19 protein-coding genes are annotated in these 19,278 nt (G+C 37.3%); 7 read left to right on the forward strand and 12 right to left on the reverse strand.

Features of this window, described 5'->3' with window-relative positions; all coding sequences use genetic code 11:
• Positions 1 to 921: 921 nt before the first annotated feature.
• From ABDJ41_RS12605 to ABDJ41_RS12615, 3 genes are all read right to left on the reverse strand, one after another.
• Positions 922 to 1,281: a CoA-binding protein gene (locus tag ABDJ41_RS12605; protein WP_349786382.1), complete on the reverse strand. Its 360-nt coding sequence runs from the start codon at positions 1,279 to 1,281 to the stop codon at positions 922 to 924.
• A gap of 103 nt (positions 1,282 to 1,384) precedes the next feature.
• A complete protein-coding gene (locus tag ABDJ41_RS12610; protein WP_349786384.1) occupies positions 1,385 to 2,926 on the reverse strand; it encodes an NAD(P)/FAD-dependent oxidoreductase in 1,542 nt (513 codons plus the stop codon).
• A gap of 198 nt (positions 2,927 to 3,124) precedes the next feature.
• Positions 3,125 to 3,409 (reverse strand): hypothetical protein, encoded by a 285-nt coding sequence (locus ABDJ41_RS12615; protein ID WP_349786385.1) that lies wholly within the window; start codon positions 3,407 to 3,409, stop codon positions 3,125 to 3,127.
• A 567-nt stretch (positions 3,410 to 3,976) separates the two neighbouring features.
• Here ABDJ41_RS12615 and ABDJ41_RS12620 point away from each other — a divergent pair.
• The 4 genes from ABDJ41_RS12620 (at position 3,977) to ABDJ41_RS12635 (ending at position 6,424) form a co-directional block, all read left to right on the forward strand.
• Positions 3,977 to 4,558 carry a LemA family protein gene (locus ABDJ41_RS12620; protein ID WP_349786386.1) on the forward strand — a complete coding sequence of 194 codons (582 nt, stop codon included), beginning with the start codon at positions 3,977 to 3,979 and terminating at the stop codon, positions 4,556 to 4,558.
• Between the two features lie 81 nt (positions 4,559 to 4,639).
• Positions 4,640 to 5,083, forward strand: coding sequence for a TPM domain-containing protein (locus tag ABDJ41_RS12625; RefSeq protein WP_349786762.1), 444 nt, complete (start codon positions 4,640 to 4,642; stop codon positions 5,081 to 5,083).
• 3 nt (positions 5,084 to 5,086) lie between these two features.
• Positions 5,087 to 5,857, forward strand: coding sequence for a TPM domain-containing protein (locus ABDJ41_RS12630; protein WP_349786387.1), 771 nt, complete (start codon positions 5,087 to 5,089; stop codon positions 5,855 to 5,857).
• A gap of 12 nt (positions 5,858 to 5,869) precedes the next feature.
• The gene (locus ABDJ41_RS12635) at positions 5,870 to 6,424 is read left to right on the forward strand and encodes an NUDIX hydrolase (protein ID WP_349786388.1); all 555 of its coding nucleotides are present in this window, start codon (positions 5,870 to 5,872) and stop codon (positions 6,422 to 6,424) included.
• On the opposite strand, the gene dnaA is transcribed toward ABDJ41_RS12635, so the two are convergent.
• The 3 genes from dnaA to ABDJ41_RS12650 all read right to left on the reverse strand — a co-directional run bounded on the left by dnaA (position 6,421) and on the right by ABDJ41_RS12650 (position 10,126).
• Positions 6,421 to 7,851, reverse strand: coding sequence for a chromosomal replication initiator protein DnaA (gene dnaA, locus ABDJ41_RS12640; protein ID WP_349786763.1), 1,431 nt, complete (start codon positions 7,849 to 7,851; stop codon positions 6,421 to 6,423). The genes ABDJ41_RS12635 and dnaA overlap by 4 nt on opposite strands.
• A gap of 194 nt (positions 7,852 to 8,045) precedes the next feature.
• Complete coding sequence (locus ABDJ41_RS12645) at positions 8,046 to 9,593, reverse strand: acyl-CoA mutase large subunit family protein (protein WP_349786389.1); 1,548 nt, start codon at positions 9,591 to 9,593, stop codon at positions 8,046 to 8,048.
• Between the two features lie 2 nt (positions 9,594 to 9,595).
• Positions 9,596 to 10,126: a DUF7935 family protein gene (locus ABDJ41_RS12650; RefSeq protein WP_349786390.1), complete on the reverse strand. Its 531-nt coding sequence runs from the start codon at positions 10,124 to 10,126 to the stop codon at positions 9,596 to 9,598.
• 107 nt (positions 10,127 to 10,233) lie between these two features.
• Here ABDJ41_RS12650 and ABDJ41_RS12655 point away from each other — a divergent pair, with 107 nt between their 5' ends.
• Both ABDJ41_RS12655 and ABDJ41_RS12660 read left to right on the forward strand, forming a co-directional pair.
• The gene (locus ABDJ41_RS12655; protein ID WP_349786391.1) at positions 10,234 to 10,587 is read left to right on the forward strand and encodes a HesB/IscA family protein; all 354 of its coding nucleotides are present in this window, start codon (positions 10,234 to 10,236) and stop codon (positions 10,585 to 10,587) included.
• 85 nt (positions 10,588 to 10,672) lie between these two features.
• Entirely contained in the window at positions 10,673 to 11,905 is a 1,233-nt protein-coding gene (locus tag ABDJ41_RS12660) for an ABC transporter permease (protein ID WP_349786392.1), read from the forward strand.
• Positions 11,906 to 11,952: 47 nt separating this feature from the next.
• Here the strand turns inward: ABDJ41_RS12660 and rfbB are convergent, their stop codons facing one another.
• From rfbB to ABDJ41_RS12685, 5 genes are read right to left on the reverse strand one after another with little or no spacing between them, the layout of a single operon-like run.
• Positions 11,953 to 13,002 carry a dTDP-glucose 4,6-dehydratase gene (gene rfbB, locus ABDJ41_RS12665; protein ID WP_349786393.1) on the reverse strand — a complete coding sequence of 350 codons (1,050 nt, stop codon included), beginning with the start codon at positions 13,000 to 13,002 and terminating at the stop codon, positions 11,953 to 11,955.
• 31 nt (positions 13,003 to 13,033) lie between these two features.
• Complete coding sequence (locus ABDJ41_RS12670; RefSeq protein ID WP_349786394.1) at positions 13,034 to 13,570, reverse strand: hypothetical protein; 537 nt, start codon at positions 13,568 to 13,570, stop codon at positions 13,034 to 13,036.
• 30 nt (positions 13,571 to 13,600) lie between these two features.
• On the reverse strand, positions 13,601 to 14,623 hold the full coding sequence (gene galE / locus ABDJ41_RS12675) for a UDP-glucose 4-epimerase GalE (RefSeq protein ID WP_349786395.1): 1,023 nt from the start codon (positions 14,621 to 14,623) through the stop codon (positions 13,601 to 13,603).
• A gap of 8 nt (positions 14,624 to 14,631) precedes the next feature.
• A complete protein-coding gene (locus ABDJ41_RS12680; RefSeq protein WP_349786396.1) occupies positions 14,632 to 15,621 on the reverse strand; it encodes a UDP-glucuronic acid decarboxylase family protein in 990 nt (329 codons plus the stop codon).
• Positions 15,621 to 16,931: a UDP-glucose dehydrogenase family protein gene (locus tag ABDJ41_RS12685; protein WP_349786397.1), complete on the reverse strand. Its 1,311-nt coding sequence runs from the start codon at positions 16,929 to 16,931 to the stop codon at positions 15,621 to 15,623. The genes ABDJ41_RS12680 and ABDJ41_RS12685 overlap by 1 nt, the downstream gene beginning before the upstream one ends.
• A 63-nt stretch (positions 16,932 to 16,994) precedes the next feature.
• On the opposite strand from ABDJ41_RS12685, the gene ABDJ41_RS12690 reads away from it, so the two are divergent.
• Positions 16,995 to 18,218, forward strand: a complete 1,224-nt coding sequence (locus ABDJ41_RS12690) for a 3-deoxy-D-manno-octulosonic acid transferase (protein WP_349786398.1) — start codon at positions 16,995 to 16,997, stop codon at positions 18,216 to 18,218.
• Here ABDJ41_RS12690 and hemH read toward each other — a convergent pair.
• Positions 18,205 to 19,221 (reverse strand): ferrochelatase, encoded by a 1,017-nt coding sequence (gene hemH / locus ABDJ41_RS12695; RefSeq protein WP_349786400.1) that lies wholly within the window; start codon positions 19,219 to 19,221, stop codon positions 18,205 to 18,207. The genes ABDJ41_RS12690 and hemH overlap by 14 nt on opposite strands.
• Positions 19,222 to 19,278 lie beyond the last annotated feature (57 nt).

Here is a 19,278-nt window from a genome sequence, read left to right on the forward strand (position 1 = left end):
GAAATCGTACTATCGTACCTCGCTACGCTTTATAAATGACATCTCTTTAATGAACTTCTCGAATCGCCTCGCGGGTCTTCTGTATATATCTTCGTTTCGCTTTCTCTGTTTCGTCCAGGTCTTAATGTTCCTGGTTTCAGTTTCGATTACTTCAACGTTTCAATCTTGTTTTTCTTATTATCAAACTCCGTTTGATAAACCCGTTCTGTTTGGGATTGCAAAGGTAGAAATCTTTTTGGTAGTTGCAAAGTTTTTTAAAACTTTTTTTTCCTTTTTATTTTCTGCCGGTTTTAAACGACTCAAAGAAATTACCATCTCTACACTCAGCTACTCAAATCATCCTTCTCTATATCTCTTTCACTGTTTCCCTTCCTCCGAAGCGGGATGCAAAAGTAGGAAAATAATATAAACCCACAAACATATAACCACTATTATTTGCATTTATTTCATAACTCACTAACCCACAAGTAGAAAAATTAAACAGCAATTCAACCAGCTTTCTAAAAGGATCGAAAACAAACCAGATAAGACAATAAAGACTACTTAATTACAGGATAACTACAGGATGATTACAGGGTTGCGCTACCCTTGAGCTACCCTTAAACTACCCTTGAGCTACCGTTGAAATACCCCTAAGGTAGCTTAACCCTATCGCAAGGGTAGCTCAAGGGTAGCGCAACCTAGTAGTTATATAAAGATCAGACCGTAATTATCCTGTAGTTATGAACATGTCTGATATCCCTAAAGTTGACAGAATAGCATTAAAGACTGGAAAAACATCCGGTGAGAGATCTTATTCAGATAGAACTGAAAGCAACCAAAAAAGCCCTTGCAGTATCAAACTACAAGGGCCTATCTAAAATTAAAATCGAGTATTAAAGGCTAAAAGTCTTTAAAAGATATAGAGCTTAAAAAGCTCATTTAATATTGTCCGGTAGACAACAACACTAGCGTACAAGCTTCTACAGGTTCAATGCCATTTGAAGCTAGCAAGTTTTCCAATTCTGCATTTTCTGTCCCAGGATTAAAAATTACCCGTTTAGGATTAGTCTCTAGGATATAATCATAATACTGACTCTGTAAATGAGGACCTATATATAAAGTTATTGTATCAATGTCATGATGGACGCTTTCCGGACTTTCAATTTCTACACCTGCAACAGCCCCTCTTTTTATTCCTACATTGACAATATCATGTCCTTTTTGAGTCAGCATATGTGCTGCGCGAAAGGCATACCGTCCAGAATTAGGACTAGCACCAATAATTAAAGTCTTTTTCAATTCTTATAATTTATGTAAATAGCAGTTCCAAAAGAACCTTTTAAAATTATGATAAAAAAGATTCTATTTTATAAATAACAATAATAGAAGTAATCTGTTTTTCCTAAATGGTTTTTAGAACAGCATTCGCACAGTTAACCCCATCTATAGCCGCCGATACAATACCCCCTGCATAACCAGCACCTTCAGCACATGGAAACAGACCCGAAACCTGAGGATGCTGAAATGTTTCGCGATCTCTAGGAACCCGAACTGGCGATGAAGTGCGGCTCTCTACTCCAACCAAAATAGCCTCATTGGTATAATAGCCTCGCATCTTCTTTCCGAATACCGGTAAAGCATTTTTTAAACTTGAGGCTATAAAATCAGGCAATGTATCTTTAAGCATTACACTCTTCGTACCTGGCAGATACGAATTCTTTGGAAGATCTACAGAAAGCCTCCCCTCTACAAAATCGACCATACGTTGTGCAGGAGCAACCAAATTCCCTCCCCCTAACCGAAAAGCTCGTTGCTCAATCTCTGCCTGAAAATGCATCATCCTAAGAGGATCATCACCTTTTACATCTTCAAGATTAACCTGAACTACTGTGCCAGAATTTGCAAATGGATTATTTCTTTTAGATGGAGACCATCCGTTAACTACAATTTCATTTTCATAAGTAGAACAAGGCGCTATAATTCCCCCTGGGCACATACAAAATGAAAATACGCCCCTACTACCAACTTGCTCTACCAAACTATAATAAGCAGGAGGCAAAAACTCACTTCTGATGTCACAATGATATTGAGCCGCATCAATAATTGCCTGTTGATGTTCTATTCTAACTCCCAATGCAAATGGCTTTGCTTCTACCAGAATCCCTTTGTGATGAAGCAGTTCGTAAATATCACGAGCTGAGTGTCCTGTAGCTAAAATAACAGCTCCAGCATAAAGCTTATGATCATCGTTGATCTCCACTCCTTTTACCATTCCGAAATCGATCAGTATATCTGTTACTTTTTGATCAAAATGAACTTCGCCACCGGCATTTAAGATAGTCTCTCTTATTGAAGTTATGATCTGTGGTAACTTATTGGTACCAATATGTGGACGGGCATCTACTAAAATGTCATCTGGAGCACCATGCTGTACAAATGCTTGCAACACTTTATTAATATCACCACGCTTGTTAGATCTTGTATATAACTTTCCGTCTGAATAAGTCCCAGCTCCCCCCTCACCATAACAATAATTGGATTCAGTATTGACAACTCCCTGTTTATTAATAGCAGCAAGATCTCTTCTACGTTGCTTTACATCTTTTCCACGCTCTAAAACAATAGGCTTAAGTCCGATTTCTATGCATTGCAAGGCTGCAAATAGTCCAGCTGGCCCTGCACCCACAATAATTACAGGTTTCGCATTACTGACATTCTGATAATTAACATTGACAATTTCTGCCAAAGCACTTTCATCAATAAATACTTTTACTTGTAGTCGGTAAATTACTTTTCTAGACCGGGCATCAATGGAACGTTTCAGGATTTTATAACCACTGATACGCATTACATCTATTTTTAAGGCTACTGAAAGTTTTTCTTTGAGGATAGATACAGACTCTATCTCTTCCGGAGCCATAGTAATTTCGATGTCCTTTTGCATAATTTAGGTCAGGTTTTTATCCCGAACGGCGACAAAGGTAGTGAATATTAGCAAAAAACCCATCTCACAGGAAATTCTAACCCCACAAAAAAGCCTCTCAAAATAGAGAGGCTTGATTGCGAATAACAGAGTATTCAACTCTTAATCCTAAAATTTCTTTGAGCGTAATCTTAAAATATAGAGCATCAATAATTTAGATTACTTTTTTTCGCAAGACATTACCATTTTCATAGTAAGCGTAACATCTCCAGATTTAGTGGTGGTCGTATAAGTCCCACTTTTCATCATTTCATCAAGTTGGGACTGAGTCATATCGCACTGCTCCATCTCCATATCCACATCGACAGGAATATCCGCCCCGTCACTTGAAGTAGTTGTGGTTGTCACCTTACAGGTTGCACAAAACTTTGATTCTTCCTTTTTACAGGCAGTGAATGCAATGCTAAACAAAGCAAAGCTTAAGATCATTGAAATTTTCTTCATATTTATTAAATTTAGCTGGAAAGATAGCTATAAAATATTTTTGATAGTTAATAATCATGAAATTATTATTCAATAAGTATATTTTAAGTGATTTTTAATTACAAAACAATTATTTATCTGCAAATTTCGCCTTTATGAATAAAGAGCTTCCGCATTCAAGAGTTTTCTATGTTCTATTTGGCAGGTAAGTACGAGTAATATTGTCAGTTCTTTTTCATTCTGAAATCAATAAAAAACGTATCTAAAACGTTACTTTATTAAACCCGACAGCAACCAATCATTTAATGATTTTACAATTCTAAAGGGGTATTATATCTATTTTTAAGGCAGTTGAGCGTTTTTATTTAGAGGTAGACACCTACTCAATCTCTTAGGAAGAGATAGTAATTTTGATATCCTTTTGCATAAATCTTGTCAGATTTTTATCTGGAACTGTAACAAAGGTACGAAAATTGAGTTCTAATGTGTAAATTAACAAGTATTAAGCTGAAGATAAAACAGCTGATAAAAAACATGAGGCTTAATTAAGAAAGCTTCGTTAGAAACGAAAATTAAAAACAAATAAAAATGAAAAGAAGGTTATTAACAATAGTAGGAGCTTTAGCTCTTGTAGTAAGTATGAGCGGATGTGGCTACAACTCTATGGTTAGTTTAGATGAAGGTGTTAAAGCGAAATGGAATCAGGTTGAAACCCAATACCAACGTCGTTCAGATCTAATTCCTAATTTAGTAAACACTGTTAAAGGTGCTGCAAAATTTGAGCAAAGCACTTTGACCGCTGTTACAGAAGCAAGAGCAAAAGCTACACAAGTTACTGTTGATCCAGATAAGTTAACCCCTGAAAATATTGAAAAATTCCAGGCTGCACAAGGCCAGGTTAGTCAGGCATTAGGTCGTTTGATGATGATTACTGAAAACTATCCTCAATTAAAAGCTACTGAACAATTCAGAGATGTTTCTGCTGAACTTGCAGGAACAGAAAACAGAATTGCAGTTGCGCGGAAAGACTTTAATGAGGCAGTACAGACTTACAACACAAAAGTAAGATCATTCCCTACAAACCTTACAGCTGGTTTATTTGGCTTTAAACAAAAAACCGGTTTCAAAGCAGAAGCCGGAGCTGAAAAAGCACCGAAAGTAGAATTCTAATATCCCCTAACAACATTTAAGGGTAATGCGTGTTTTATGATAAAACACGCATTACCCTTATTCATATTGAGTAATCCTATCATGGGCATATTTACAGAACAAGACCAGGAGTTAATTGCAAACGCAATTTCGGATGCTGAAAAAGCAACCTCTGGCGAAATAAGAATAGCTGTTGAGAAACACTGCAAAGGTGATACATTCGATAGAGCAGCCGCTTATTTCTCGAAATTAGGTATGGATAAAACGGCCAAACACAACGGAGTTTTAATTTACCTTGCTTATGAAGATCATAAGTTCGCGATTATTGGCGACAAAGGAATTAATAGAGTGGTACCTGCAGATTTTTGGGAAACTACTCAGACTGCAATGAAAGCCCACTTTTCTGGCGGAAATATAGTACAGGGAATAATAGCAGGCATTATGCTGGCTGGAGAAAAGCTAGCTTTATATTTCCCTTTTGAGGGAGATGACATTAATGAGCTTCCTAATGATATCGTTTTTATGGATCAAGACAAAACTAAATAGGCGATGAAGAAAATAATCATAGCCTTATTACTGATAGTTCTTTCCGCAACTGGTTTTGCTCAGGACTTTCCTGCAAAACCAAATAAGCTGGTTAATGATTACACAGGAACACTTTCGGCCGCTGAAATTCAGCAATTAGAACAAAAACTCGTTGCATTTGATGACTCTACCTCTATACAGGTAGCCATAGCAGTACTAAAATCTGTTGGCGAGTATGACATCAATGATTATGCACTTCAACTGGGCAGAGCCTGGGGAGTCGGCACCAAAGGCAAAGACAATGGTGTAATGATCGTTGTAGCTCTTGGGGACAGGAAAATTTCCATACAGACCGGATATGGTGTTGAAGGGGTTCTACCAGATATGTATACTCGGAGGATTATCGAAAATGACATTAAGCCTTATTTTAAATCGGGTAATTACTACAAGGGCTTAGACGCAGGAACGGATGCCATTATTGCGCTTAGTAAGGGGGAATATAAAAATGATCGCCCTAAGGCAGTTAAACGTGGTGGAGGTGCGGCAAGCGGACTTGTTGTTATTATCATTGTCATTGTAATCATCATCATCCTTAAAAAAGGCGGTGGTGGAGGCGGCGGCAGCCAGGTAATTGGTGGTCGCGGTGTTGCTGATGCACTTTTCTGGAGCATGTTACTTGGCAGTGGCAGAGGTTCTGGCGGTGGCGGCTGGGGCGGAGGAAGCAGCGGAGGAGGCGGCTTCGGAGGCTTTGGTGGCGGAAGTTTTGGTGGCGGTGGAAGCAGCGGCAGCTGGTAATCTAATCAGTACATGGAAATATTAAAATGGGAAAAGCTTTCATCAAGATATCTTGTGAAAGAAAAATGGGCAACACTTAGAGTTGACACTTGTAAACTACAAAGCGGCACCATAAAAGATGATTACTATGTTTTAGAATATCCTAACTGGGTTAATGCTATTGCTTTAACTAGAGATAACAAGATAATTCTGGTCCGTCAGTATCGTCATGCAGCTGATATTGTATCATTAGAAGTTCCGGGAGGTGTAATAGATGGTGATGAATCACCTGAATGTGCAATCAGACGCGAACTTCTTGAAGAAACAGGTTACAGCTTTGAAAGCGCTGAACTTATTGCCACACTTTACCCGAATCCAGCAACAGCAACGAATGTAACTTATACTTACCTGTTAAAGGAAGGCACAAAAACACATGAACAACACTTAGATGAACATGAAATTTTAAATGTGGAAGAATATACCATTGCTGAGGTTAAGCAGTTACTTACCGACAATAAAATAGACCAGGCATTACATTGTGCTGCCCTGTTTTATGGATTAATGAAATTGGAAAAGAGCTTCTACTAGCTCATTTTCAATTTCTTCTGGATATCATGTACATATCCTTTAAATTTTTTATCCGTGTCAATCAAATCCTCTACAGTCTGACAGGCATAAATTACGGTAGAGTGATCTCTTCCACCAAAGAAGGCACCGATTGTTTTTAATGATGATTTAGTATGGCTTTTTGAGAGATACATAGAGATTTGACGTGCTTGAACAATTTCTCTTTTCCGGGTCTGAGACTTCACCATATCTACAGGGACTTCAAAATACTCACAAACCAGCTTCTGAATATATTCCATAGAAATTTCTTTCGATGTATTCTTAATGAAGTTCTTAAGCATCTGCTTAGCCAAAGCAAGGTCAATATCTTTTTTGTTTAATGTTGATTGAGCAAGTAAAGAAACCATAGCTCCTTCAAGCTCTCTGACATTATTGTCTATGTTATGTGCAACATACTCTACAACCTCCGAAGGCAGCTCAATGCCATCAGCATACATTTTCTTACGAAGAATTGCAATCCTGGTTTCCAGATCAGGAACTTGCAAATCCGCAGATAAGCCCCACTTGAAACGACTCAGCAAACGCTCTTCTAAGCCTGCCAGATCCTTTGGAGCTTTATCAGATGACAAGATAACCTGTTTGCCTGACTGATGCAAGTGGTTAAAGATATGGAAGAATATATCCTGAGTTTTCTCCTTACCTGCAAAATTATGTACATCATCCATAATGATTACATCCATTGCCTGATAAAAATTAACGAAGTCATTGATTGTGTTATTCTTTAGTGAATCCACAAACTGCTGACAAAACTTCTCACAAGAAACATATATTACCAGTTTATCTGGCATATTTCTTTTGATCTCATTACCAATTGCCTGAGCAAGATGCGTTTTACCTAAACCTACACCACCATAAATCATCAATGGATTAAATGATGTACCTCCTGGCTTTGCAGCCACAGCATAACCCGCAGAGCGTGCCAGACGGTTACAATCTCCCTCAATGTAATTCTCAAATGTATAATTAGCATTTAATTGAGGATCTACATTCAATTTTTTTAATCCAGGGATAATAAAAGGATTTTTAATATCTTTATTAATTGAGACAGGAATCGGCATGGATTGTTTCTTTGCTTCTGCTCCATTTCCATTACTCGGCATATTAGTCGTATATGGCAACCCACTATTCGAAGATTTATCCACAACAATGTTATACTCTAACCTTCCCTCATCTCCCAACTGCTTTTTAACTGTCTTTCTAAGCAGTCCTACATAATGCTCTTCCAGCCATTCATAAAAAAATAAACTCGGTACTTGTATTGTTAAAACTTTGCCTTCCAACTTAAGTGCAGATATGGGCTCAAACCATGTTTTGAAACTTTGAGCCGGAATATTATCCTTAATAATCTGGAGACAGTTTTTCCATACTTCAGTACAAGTTTTTTCCATTGTCATAGCTATAATTTAATGTTTTACAGTAACGATGAGCGTATAAATATTACGGCCTTTCGAGAGATCGAATATTCAAAAAATTATCAACAAAAAAAACTTAATTTTCAATTATTTGGTAAGTGCTTATACTGCAACAGCATACCTAAGTTAACCTCAATTTTTTATGTGGATAACTATTTATTAACATAATTTCAATATTCTCCAAAAACATCCCGCAACACATTAGCAATTTCACCAAGCGTAGCGTATTCTTCTACGGCAGACAGAATAAATGGCATTAAGTTGTCAGTGTTTTTTGCAGCTATACTCAAGTTTAAGAGTGCTTTTTCTACAGCTTCATTATTTCGGTCGGCTTTTAATTTTTGCAACTTATTACTTTGTATAGTTCTAATAGATTCATCAATGGTAAAGACATCGTTTATCTCTTCCTTTTCCTGGATAAATTTATTTACTCCAACAATTATTCTGGTCGCCTCCTCAACTTCAACCTGGTAATTATAAGCAGCCACTGCAATTTCATTTTGTATATAACCATTTTCGATAGCATTAACGGAACCGCCCATTGCATCAATTTTATCAATATATAATTGCGCAGCAGTTTCAATCTCATCTGTTAGGTTCTCAACAAAAAATGAACCGGCCAAAGGATCAACAGTTTCAGTTACTCCACTTTCAAATGCAATGACCTGTTGAGTACGCAATGCAATTCTTGCAGCAGCTTCAGTAGGGAGTGATAACGCCTCGTCATACCCATTAGTATGTAACGACTGCGTACCTCCTAGAACTGCAGCCATAGCTTGATTCGTTACCCTAATCACATTGTTTAAAGGCTGCTGAGCAGTAAGCGTTGAGCCTCCCGTTTGAGTATGAAAACGTAACATTTGTGCCTTTACATCCGTAGCTCCAAGATCCTTAGTGATTTTTGCCCACATCCTTCTTGCGGCTCTGAACTTAGCGATCTCTTCAAAAAAATTGTTATGGCAATTAAAAAAGAATGATAAACGCTTTGCAAACACATTAATATCCAGTCCTTTTTCAAGAGCTGCATTCAAATAAGCTTTTCCATTAGCTAATGTAAAAGCCAGCTCCTGTACTGCGGTTGAACCTGCTTCCCGAATATGGTATCCTGAAATTGAAATCGTATTCCATTTAGGCACCTCCTTACTGCAGTATTCAAAAATATCAGTAATGATTCTCATCGAATGCTTTGGCGGATAAATATAAGTCCCCCTTGCAGCATACTCTTTTAAAATATCATTTTGAATCGTCCCGGAAATCTCTCTTATATCCGCTCCTTGTTTTTTTGCCAACGCAATATACATCGCTAATAAAATAGATGCAGTTGAATTGATTGTCATGGAGGTTGTAATCTTTTGCAGCTCAATACCATCAAACAATATTTCCATATCTTTTAATGAATCTATCGCCACTCCAACTTTCCCTACTTCTCCTTCTGACATTTCATGATCGGAGTCATAACCTATCTGAGTAGGGAGATCAAAAGCTACAGAAAGCCCCATTGTACCTTGTTTTAACAAGTAGTGATAGCGTTTATTCGACTCTTCGGCAGTAGAAAATCCGGCATATTGCCGCATAGTCCATAACCGCCCACGATACATATCTTTCTGAATACCTCTGGTATAGGGAAACTCGCCCGGGCCTTCAATAGGCCCGTTTAACTTGGTGTAGACTTCTTTTACTTCAATGCCCGATGTTGTGGTAAATTTTTTACTGCTCATAATTAAAACAACTGATGAATATCTTTTTTAATCAAATCCAATGTCAGGTCGTATGGATTAGTCTCAATACTGGCCATATGCTGTAAAACTTTCCTACTCAAATCTACTCCACTCGCATCAGCTGGCAAACTTTTAACTCCATTATTTACCATTGCAATTGTATCGTCTTTTAATTTCTTTACTACATCCCATGTAGTAGCACTGATATACAACTGCTGCGTAATATTATGTTGATACTCTGATCTGATTTCGATGAGTACTGTTGCCTGAAGTTCAGCCAATGAAATTCCTTGCTGATGAACCCTAATAAAAAGATTTGAAGGATTGATACGTTCAATAAAAACGATTAAACGCTCGTGAGCATGTAATCGCAGTGACAACAGAGGACTTTCTTTATCCTTTTGTTGTTCTGAAAACTTCAATCTGAAATAAGTTTTGATGTCATCTTTTATCAGATAATATCCGGTAGCAACAGTTGCAACTCCCCCAACCACCAAAACGCCTGCTTCAGTTAAAAATTTCTGTAAGTCCATTTTACTTTGTTTGAATACCGTAATAATTAATGGTAATGTCAACAAAAATGTACATTTTGATTTATATTTGCTCTATTAATAGATTTTTTAACGGCACACATAATAATATGAGTAATACTGTAGAGACTTCATTTGCCCCTGTAACTTTTACAGAAACAGCTGTAAAAGAACTTTTTAAATTGAAAGACCAACAAGAGATAGCTGAAGATTTCGGTTTACGCGTTGGTGTTGAAGGTGGAGGTTGTTCCGGAATGAATTATGTCCTAGGTTTCGACCAAAAGAAAGATGGTGATCAGGAATTCATCATTGATGGGATTAAAGTATTTATGCACAAAGCTCATCAAATGTATTTAATGGGAATGCAGGTAGACTGGCAAGATGGGCTTAATTCAAGAGGGTTCACTTTTAGCAATCCTAATGCAGCCAGCACTTGTGGTTGTGGCACCAGCTTTTCAGTATAAAATAGATTGCATATTGTAACATGTTATAAGTCCTGTTGTCTTAACAACGGGATTTTTATTTTAGCACCTGATTTAGCCGCCAAGAATGACTTATACTGAGAATATAAAGCTAGCCCTTCAGTCGATAACTGCTAATCGGTTGCGTACAATGCTTACGGCACTAATCATTGCCATAGGCTTATCAGCTCTTGTTGGCATTTTAACTACCCTTGAAGCTGTAAAGAAAAGTATGACTGAAGCATTCTCCAGTATGGGGGCGAATTCTTTTAATATCAGGAACCGTGGAACCGGTATTCGAATTGGCGGATCCGGTCATAGGCCCAAGCCATTCAAATCAATTCGTTATGAAGATGCCATAGCTTTTAAAGAAAGACTTAATACACCTGCAAAAGTAGCAGTAAGTGTTATGGCTACTGGAGGTGCAACGGCAAAATACGGAACTGAAAAAACTAACCCCAACATCAATATCCAAGGTATTGACGAAAATGGATTGAATTCCCAAGGCCTTGAACTAGCCTTGGGACGGAACTTTAATCTTACCGAAATTCAATCTGGGAATAACATCTGTATCATAGGGAATGAGATCAGTGAGAAATTGTTCAAAAAGGAGTCTCCGATAGACAAAGTAATAAATGTTGGAAATAGCCGGCTAAAAGTAGTTGGTGTATTAGCTTCCAAGGGACAAAGCATGGGCTTTAGTGGCGACCGTTCAGTATATGTTCCTTTATTGAAAGCAAAACTAATCAACTCAAACGCCAATCCATCCTATACCATTACTGTTATGGTTCCAGCCAACACTATCATAGATAATATAATTGGTGAAGCAACTTCTGAATTCAGAAACATTCGTAAAGTAAGAGTAACAGAACCTAATAATTTTGAAATCACTAAAAGTGATGCGATGGCACAAACACTTTTTGAACAATTAACGGTAATAGTCTGGGGTGGTATCTCAATTGGGGTAATTACCTTAATGGGTGCCTCGATTGGCTTAATGAATATTATGTTGGTCTCTGTAACAGAAAGAACCCGGGAAATCGGTATCAGGAAGGCGATAGGCGCAAACCCAGCAGTGATCCGCAAACAGTTTTTATTGGAAGCTGTAATGATTTGCATAATTGGAGGTGCATTTGGTATATTCCTAGGCATAGCAATTGGGAATCTGATCTCCTTTAGCATGGGAGGTACTTTCATTATTCCATGGAAATGGATTTTCAGTGGTTTTGCACTATGCGTATTAGTAGGTATTGGTTCAGGATATTACCCTGCTAGAAAAGCTTCTAAATTAGATCCTGTAGAAGCTTTGAGATATGAATAATCACATAAAAAAGCTCCTTATTGCATCTAAGGAGCTTTTTTATGTGATTATCTTCCGTGATATTGTGTTTCGTAATACGCCTGGTAATTTCCAGAGGTCACATTACTCAGCCACTCTACATTTTCAAGGTACCAGTCTACCGTTTTTTCCAACCCTTCTTCAAACTGCAGACTTGGAACCCAATTCAGCTTATTTTGCAATTTAGATGAATCAATTGCATAACGCAAATCATGCCCCGCTCTGTCAGTAACAAAAGTAATCAACTTAGCAGAAGTACCTGCCTCACGTCCAAGTTTTTTATCCATGATATTGCATAATAAATGAATCAAATCAATATTTTTCCATTCATTGTGCCCACCTATATTATAAGTTTCCCCTGCTTTAGCTTCATGAAAAATCACATCTATAGCCCTTGCATGATCTTCAACCCAAAGCCAGTCGCGCACGTTTTCTCCTTTTCCATATACAGGAACAGGTTGATTATTTTTAATATTGTTAATTGCTAATGGAATCAACTTTTCAGGAAAGTGATGGGAACCATAATTATTTGAACAGTTTGAAATCACTATATCAATACCATAAGTATCATGATAAGCTCTTACAAAATGATCAGAAGATGCCTTTGACGCAGAGTAAGGGCTATGAGGATCATAAGAAGTTTCTTCAGTAAACATGCCTGTCTCCCCTAAAGCACCATAAACTTCATCTGTAGATACATGATAAAACCTTTTGGACGAATAATCATCTTTCCAAAACTCCCTTGCCGCATTAAGCAGATTTACAGTACCGATCACATTAGTCATCACAAAAGCACTAGGATCAGAAATTGACCTATCTACATGAGATTCAGCAGCCAAATGGATAATTGCATCAAATCTTTCCTGCTGGAAGAGATCATTAATTTCTACGGCATCAGTTATATCTGCTTTAACAAACTTATAATTAGGCTTATCTTCAATGTCACTTAAGTTAGCCAGATTTCCAGCATAAGTAAGTTTATCAAGATTTACAATCCCATACTGAGGATACTTATTAACAAATCTCCGAACAACATGAGAACCTATAAAACCGGCGCCACCTGTAATTAATATTTTCATTAGTATCTATTGTTTTTCTATTAGTAATCTTCTACACTTGTTCGGGCAAACCCAGTGTTTTTGCTATTGTCGCTGTTTTACCTGAATAGACTTTCTTCAAAAGTTTATTCAGGTCAGCCTGAAGATCAAATTGTAAATCTTCATGCATTTTATAGTATTTAGTTAAAGCAGAAGCCACTGTTTTTACAAAATAAACAGTCAGCTTCTCATTAAACTTATAAAGAGATGAGTAGACACTTTCATCAAAATCAATTGGAATCCGGTTAAGTAACTGAATTCTCAACTCCATTTCACTATTCAAATCTTTAGTCACCTTTACATGATGATTAATACTTCCATTCAGTTTTCGCATTCTGAGTAGCGAGTCTTTTGAATTAGGCCTCCTGACATTCAGTAATTCTGCAACTCCATCGACTATTAATTGCTGCAAATCTTCCTGTCGTCTCATCAGGTCATGTTCATCCTCCATTAATCTAAAATGAAGATGTTCAGTTAAAACCTTGTCTTTTGCAATTAATCTGAGCAAGAGCTTATCCTTTTCCTTTTCAGGAAGGGATTTTATTTCCATTTTTAGCTCCTTATGCTCACTTAACAACATTTAAAATGGATTATCCTGTAAATATTGTTCCCATTTCCATGCAGATGACATCATTTCGTTCAGATCAAGCTCTGCTTTCCAGCCCAGTTCATTTGAAGATTTTGTGACATCCCCCCATACTTTCTCAATATCCCCTTCTCTTCTCGCACCAATAGTGTAATTCAGCTTAACACCTGTTGACTGTTCAAAAGCATCAATAATCTGAAGCACAGAAGATCCTTTACCTGTACCAAGATTAAACACTTCGTAATTACTAATTGCTTTATCATTTTCCATCCGCTTAATTGCAGCCACATGCGCTTTGGCTAGGTCCACTACATGAATATAATCTCTGATTGCACTTCCGTCCGGAGTATCGTAATCATTCCCATAAACCGTGATTGAGCCGCGTTTACCAATTGCTGATTGTGTAATAAACGGGACCAGATTTTGTGGAACTCCTATTGGCAATTCTCCGATTAAAGCAGTATGATGTGCACCTACCGGGTTAAAATAACGTAAAGATGTTACTTTAAGAGAAGGTGTTACAGCACAAGTTTCCTGTAAAATCTCTTCAGCAATCTGTTTGGTATTACCATAAGGTGATTCTGCTTTTTTTGTAGGCGCACTTTCAGTTACAGGTAATACATCAGGCTGACCATAAACAGTACAGGAAGAAGAAAACACCAAACTTATCTTACTGTCAAAAGCATTGATTAGGTTAATCAGTGAATAAAAATTATTTCTATAATATTTTAAGGGATGCTGTACCGATTCCCCAACGGCTTTGAACGCAGCAAAATGTATTACTCCGCTAATATCATTGTGTTTTAATACAAAGTCCTTTACCTTTCCCTCATCACACAAATCTAATTCTACAAATTCAGGTTTAACTCCTGTAATTGTTTCTAACTGTTGTAGTATTTTAGGATTAGAATTAGAAAAATCATCAACTATAACAACTTCATAGCCTGCATTATGCAATTCAACTACGGTATGAGAACCAATAAAACCAGTTCCACCGGTTACTAATATTTTAGACATCTTTTTTATTAACGGTTATATCCTGTAAAATCCTTGTGTTCTTTATTGGTCAAAGCCTCATGAGGTAAAGATTTAAAGTACTCATAAGTAATTTTCAATCCCTCTGCTCTGCTTACTTTAGGCTCCCATCCCAAAATAGAACGTGCTTTAGTAATATCTGGTCTTCTTTGTTTTGGATCATCAATAGGAAGATCCTTTAATACCAATTTCTGACTCGTTCCCGTAAGCTTGATAATTTCCTCACCAAACTGTTTAATGGTAATCTCATCTGGGTTTCCAATATTTACCGGCAAGGCATAATCACTATGCAATAATCTATAAATACCTTCAATTAGATCGTCAACATAACAGAAAGAACGGGTTTGAGAACCATCACCAAAAACAGTTAGGTCTTCACCCCTTAAGGCTTGCCCGATAAAAGCTGGCAACACCCTTCCGTCGTTCAGGCGCATTCTTGGTCCATAGGTATTAAAAATCCTTACAATACGAGTTTCCAAGCCATGGAAAGTGTGGTAAGCCATAGTCATTGCTTCTTGAAAACGCTTCGCTTCATCATAAACCCCTCTTGGTCCTACAGGATTCACATTTCCCCAATATTCTTCAGGCTGTGGGTTTACATTTGGGTCCCCATAAACTTCAGAAGTAGAAGCAATCAGCATTCTTGCCTTTTTATTTTTGGCCAAACCTAGCAGGTTATGCGTCCCCAAAGATCCTACCTTTAATGTCTGAATTGGGATTTTTAAGTAGTCAATCGGACTTGCTGGTGAGGCAAAATGCAAGATATAATCAAGTTCACCTGACACATAAACAAATTTTGAAACGTCATGATGAGAGAACTCAAAGTTTTCCAATCCGAATAAATGCTGAATATTCTGGAGATCACCTGTAATCAGATTATCCATTCCAATTACATGATAATCTTCTTTAATAAACCTGTCGCATAAATGCGAACCTAGAAAACCGGCAGCACCGGTAATTAATATTCTTTTACGTTTCATTAATTTACTAGCTTACGACCAACACTGTTATAATAATATCCCAATTCTATCATCTTTTGAAGATCGTACAAATTACGTCCATCAAAAATAACCTTATTGGTCAGGCTTTCTTCCATTCTTTCAAAATCAGGGTTCCTGAATACAGACCATTCTGTTGCGATCAATAAGGCATCTGCTTCCAACAATGCATCATATTGATTTTCAGCATATTTTATCTTATCCCCTACAATATTTTTAACATTGTTAATTCCTTCTGGGTCATATGCTGTAACTGTCGCACCATGTTTAATCAATTCATCAATAATATACAATGCGGGAGCCTCACGAACATCATCAGTTTCTGGCTTAAATGCAAGCCCCCACAGCGCGAAGTGTTTACCTTTCAGATCGCCTTTATAATATTTTAAAAGCTTGTCTACCAATACCGTTTTTTGTTTTTCATTTACCTGCATTACGGAGGTTAAGATCTGGAAGTCATAATCATGCTCTTCAGCAGATTTTGCCAAAGCCTGAACATCTTTAGGAAAACAGCTACCACCATATCCGATCCCAGGGAATAAGAAGCGTTTCCCAATTCTTGCATCTGACCCAATTCCTCTACGTACTGCATCAACATCTGCCCCAACTACCTCACAAAGGTTTGCTACCTCATTCATAAAAGTGATTTTGGTCGCCAGGAAAGAGTTCGCTGCATATTTTGTTAATTCCGAAGAACGCTCATCCATAAACAAGATTGGATTCCCTTGCCTAACATAGGGTCCATAAAGCTCATTCATTAGCTTTTGTGCTCTTTCACTTTTCGTTCCGATAACAACCCTATCAGGCTTCATAAAATCCTCTACTGCAACACCTTCACGTAAAAACTCAGGATTCGACACTACATCAATTTCTACGTTTGTATTTTCAGTAAAAACAGCTTTCACTTTATCGGCTGTACCAACCGGAACAGTAGATTTGTTGACAATAACTTTATAATCGGTCACCAACTTAGAAATATCCTTTGCAGCGCCTAAAATATAGGATAAATCAGCAGCTCCATCACCTCCAGGAGGCGTAGGTAGTGCCATAAATATAATTTGCGCATCCTTAATCGCATGAGCAAGATCAGTTGTAAAGGTTAACCTTCCTTGTGCTATATTTCTATGAAACAATACATCTAGTCCAGGCTCATAAATAGGAACCTGTCCGGCCTGCATTTGTTTTACCTTGGCTTCGTTGATATCTACACAGATTACATCATTTCCTGTTTCTGATAAACATGTACCCGTGACTAACCCTACGTACCCAGTTCCAATAACTGCTATTTTCATATATTAATCCTGTTTTAATTATATTAAAGTATCTTCGGCTAAGATAATAAATAAACACAAAAAATGCTTTGGCTTTACAACATTGCAATTCAGCTTTACGGCTTAATAATCAGGATATTTTCTATTTTTAATACTAAAGCTTCCTTATTTGTAAAAGGAAGACATCATATCTTTGAACAAATAACAAAGAAAGTCAATCCCGAAAAACCACACATCTGGTTTCACTTTGCTTCGTTAGGTGAATTTGAACAAGGACGCCCTGTTTTAGAGCTATTAAAAGAACTATACCCCAAAAAAAGAATAATAATTACTTTTTTTTCTCCCTCGGGCTACGAAATCAGGAAAAATTACGCTTTGGCTGATGGAATTTTTTACCTCCCGCTAGATACACAAGCAAATGCGCAAAAGCTCATTAAAGCCTTTAATCCTGAATTGGCCATTTTTACCAAATATGAATACTGGTATCATTATTTTAAAGAACTACATGATAAGAAAATCCCTCTACTGATCATATCTGGCATTTTCAGGCCCAATCAGATATTTTTTAAAGGCCATGGAGCTTTTCACAGAAAAATCCTTAGCTATGTAAGTCATTTCTTTGTTCAAAATAAAGAAAGCATCACACTATTAAAAAGTATAAACATACAAAATGCTACTTTAAGTGGTGACACGAGGTTCGATCGTGTTGCTAAAAATGCAGCTAACCCCAAGAAACTAAATGCGATCGAACAATTTTGTAATGATGCACCTGTATTTGTTGCAGGAAGCACCTGGCCGTCAGACGAAAATCTCATTGCTTCTATTGCTAAAACACATACAGACTGGAAGTTTATTATAGCACCACATGAAATTGGTATAAACCACATCAAAGAAATAGAAAAGCTATTCCCACAAGGAATAAAGTACTCGACATATGCTACTGCAGATCAGATAAACAATTCTGCGCAGGTGCTGATTATTGATAACATCGGCATGTTATCCAGTCTTTATGCTTATGGTAAGGTAGCATATATTGGCGGAGGGTTTGGCGTTGGTATCCACAACACTTTAGAAGCTGCAGCTTTTGGCCTGCCTGTAATATTCGGTCCAAAATATGACAAATTTCAGGAAGCGAAAGATCTCATTCAAATCGGTGCAGCAAAAAGCATAAGCAACCAAGTTGAGTTAGAGAAGGCCTTATCAGCACTTACAGAAACATCTGAATACGGCTTAATTGCTAGTAATTATGTAAATTCAAAAACAGGATCTACAGAACAGATTGTAAAGTATTTATCTAAATACCTTTAGCCATATCAACCAATGCCTTTATGAATTTAGGATTATCGTTTAAGCTCTCAACAAGCTGCACATGTTCCCCTCCTAATGCTTTAAACTCTTCTTGGTATTCAACGGTGATTTCATAAATTGTTTCCAGACAATCAGCCACAAAAGCAGGACTAAAGACCAGAAGTCTCTTTTTACCTTCGGCAGCAAGTTTCTTTAAAACATCGGTGGTATAAGGCTGTACCCATGGCTCTTTACCTAAACGTGACTGAAAACAAACAGTATAATCTTCTCTGGCAATATTCAGTTTGGCAGCAAGCAACCTGGCAGTATCATGTCCTTGTGCAGAATAACAAAACTTATTGGTATCATTCATCGTATCGCAGCAGTTGTCCTTTTTAAGACAAAAACTACCTGTATGATCGCACTTTAATAATTGACGTTCTGGCAATCCATGGAAACTGAACAAGACGTGATCAAAAGTTTCCGGTTTATATTTCCTTGCATTTTCAGCAAAGGTATCCAGCATCAACTCATTATCATGGAAAGAATTTACAAAGCTGATGGCTGGTATAGTTGCCCACTTACTAACCAGCTCCATTACCAATTGCATAACCGACCCAGTACTTGCAGAAGCATATTGAGGGAATAATGGTATTACTCTGATATTTTCTACAAGACCAGCCTTCATCTTTTCAAGAGCTGATTCTATAGAAGGAGATTGATAGCGCATAGCTAGTTCTACATGATAATCATCACCAAGTTGCTCCTGTACTAACGCGGCTTGAATTTTACTAAAGTATAATAAAGGAGAACCGTTCTCATCCCAGATTTCTTTGTAAAGTTTTGACGTTTTGGGGCTACGGAATGGAACAATAATACCTTTAACCAACAAAGTGCGCTTAAAAGCATTAATATCGATCACACGTTCATCCATCAGAAACTGATCCAGATATTTACGTACATCTTTAACTTCCGGACTATCCGGAGTACCTAAATTCACTAACAATACACCCTTTTTTCCCATAATATTCGCCAAAAATAACCATTCAAACCATTATTCTGTTTTATCAGCCAATGGAAT

This window comes from Pedobacter sp. ASV1-7 (genome assembly GCF_040203335.1).
GTDB lineage: Bacteria > Bacteroidota > Bacteroidia > Sphingobacteriales > Sphingobacteriaceae > Pedobacter.

Excerpts from the sequence above, each read along its gene's own strand:
- ABDJ41_RS12610 (WP_349786384.1), bottom strand. The coding sequence starts at position 2,926 with ATGCAAAAGGACATCGAAATTACTATGGCTCCGGAAGAGATAGAGTCT.
- ABDJ41_RS12615 (WP_349786385.1), bottom strand. The coding sequence starts at position 3,409 with ATGAAGAAAATTTCAATGATCTTAAGCTTTGCTTTGTTTAGCATTGCA.
- ABDJ41_RS12620 (WP_349786386.1), top strand. The coding sequence starts at position 3,977 with ATGAAAAGAAGGTTATTAACAATAGTAGGAGCTTTAGCTCTTGTAGTA.
- ABDJ41_RS12625 (WP_349786762.1), top strand. The coding sequence starts at position 4,640 with ATGGGCATATTTACAGAACAAGACCAGGAGTTAATTGCAAACGCAATT.
- ABDJ41_RS12630 (WP_349786387.1), top strand. The coding sequence starts at position 5,087 with ATGAAGAAAATAATCATAGCCTTATTACTGATAGTTCTTTCCGCAACT.
- ABDJ41_RS12635 (WP_349786388.1), top strand. The coding sequence starts at position 5,870 with ATGGAAATATTAAAATGGGAAAAGCTTTCATCAAGATATCTTGTGAAA.
- dnaA (WP_349786763.1), bottom strand. The coding sequence starts at position 7,851 with ATGGAAAAAACTTGTACTGAAGTATGGAAAAACTGTCTCCAGATTATT.
- ABDJ41_RS12645 (WP_349786389.1), bottom strand. The coding sequence starts at position 9,593 with ATGAGCAGTAAAAAATTTACCACAACATCGGGCATTGAAGTAAAAGAA.
- ABDJ41_RS12650 (WP_349786390.1), bottom strand. The coding sequence starts at position 10,126 with ATGGACTTACAGAAATTTTTAACTGAAGCAGGCGTTTTGGTGGTTGGG.
- ABDJ41_RS12655 (WP_349786391.1), top strand. The coding sequence starts at position 10,234 with ATGAGTAATACTGTAGAGACTTCATTTGCCCCTGTAACTTTTACAGAA.
- ABDJ41_RS12660 (WP_349786392.1), top strand. The coding sequence starts at position 10,673 with ATGACTTATACTGAGAATATAAAGCTAGCCCTTCAGTCGATAACTGCT.
- rfbB (WP_349786393.1), bottom strand. The coding sequence starts at position 13,002 with ATGAAAATATTAATTACAGGTGGCGCCGGTTTTATAGGTTCTCATGTT.
- ABDJ41_RS12670 (WP_349786394.1), bottom strand. The coding sequence starts at position 13,570 with ATGGAAATAAAATCCCTTCCTGAAAAGGAAAAGGATAAGCTCTTGCTC.
- galE (WP_349786395.1), bottom strand. The coding sequence starts at position 14,623 with ATGTCTAAAATATTAGTAACCGGTGGAACTGGTTTTATTGGTTCTCAT.
- ABDJ41_RS12680 (WP_349786396.1), bottom strand. The coding sequence starts at position 15,621 with ATGAAACGTAAAAGAATATTAATTACCGGTGCTGCCGGTTTTCTAGGT.
- ABDJ41_RS12685 (WP_349786397.1), bottom strand. The coding sequence starts at position 16,931 with ATGAAAATAGCAGTTATTGGAACTGGGTACGTAGGGTTAGTCACGGGT.
- ABDJ41_RS12690 (WP_349786398.1), top strand. The coding sequence starts at position 16,995 with ATGCTTTGGCTTTACAACATTGCAATTCAGCTTTACGGCTTAATAATC.
- hemH (WP_349786400.1), bottom strand. The coding sequence starts at position 19,221 with ATGGGAAAAAAGGGTGTATTGTTAGTGAATTTAGGTACTCCGGATAGT.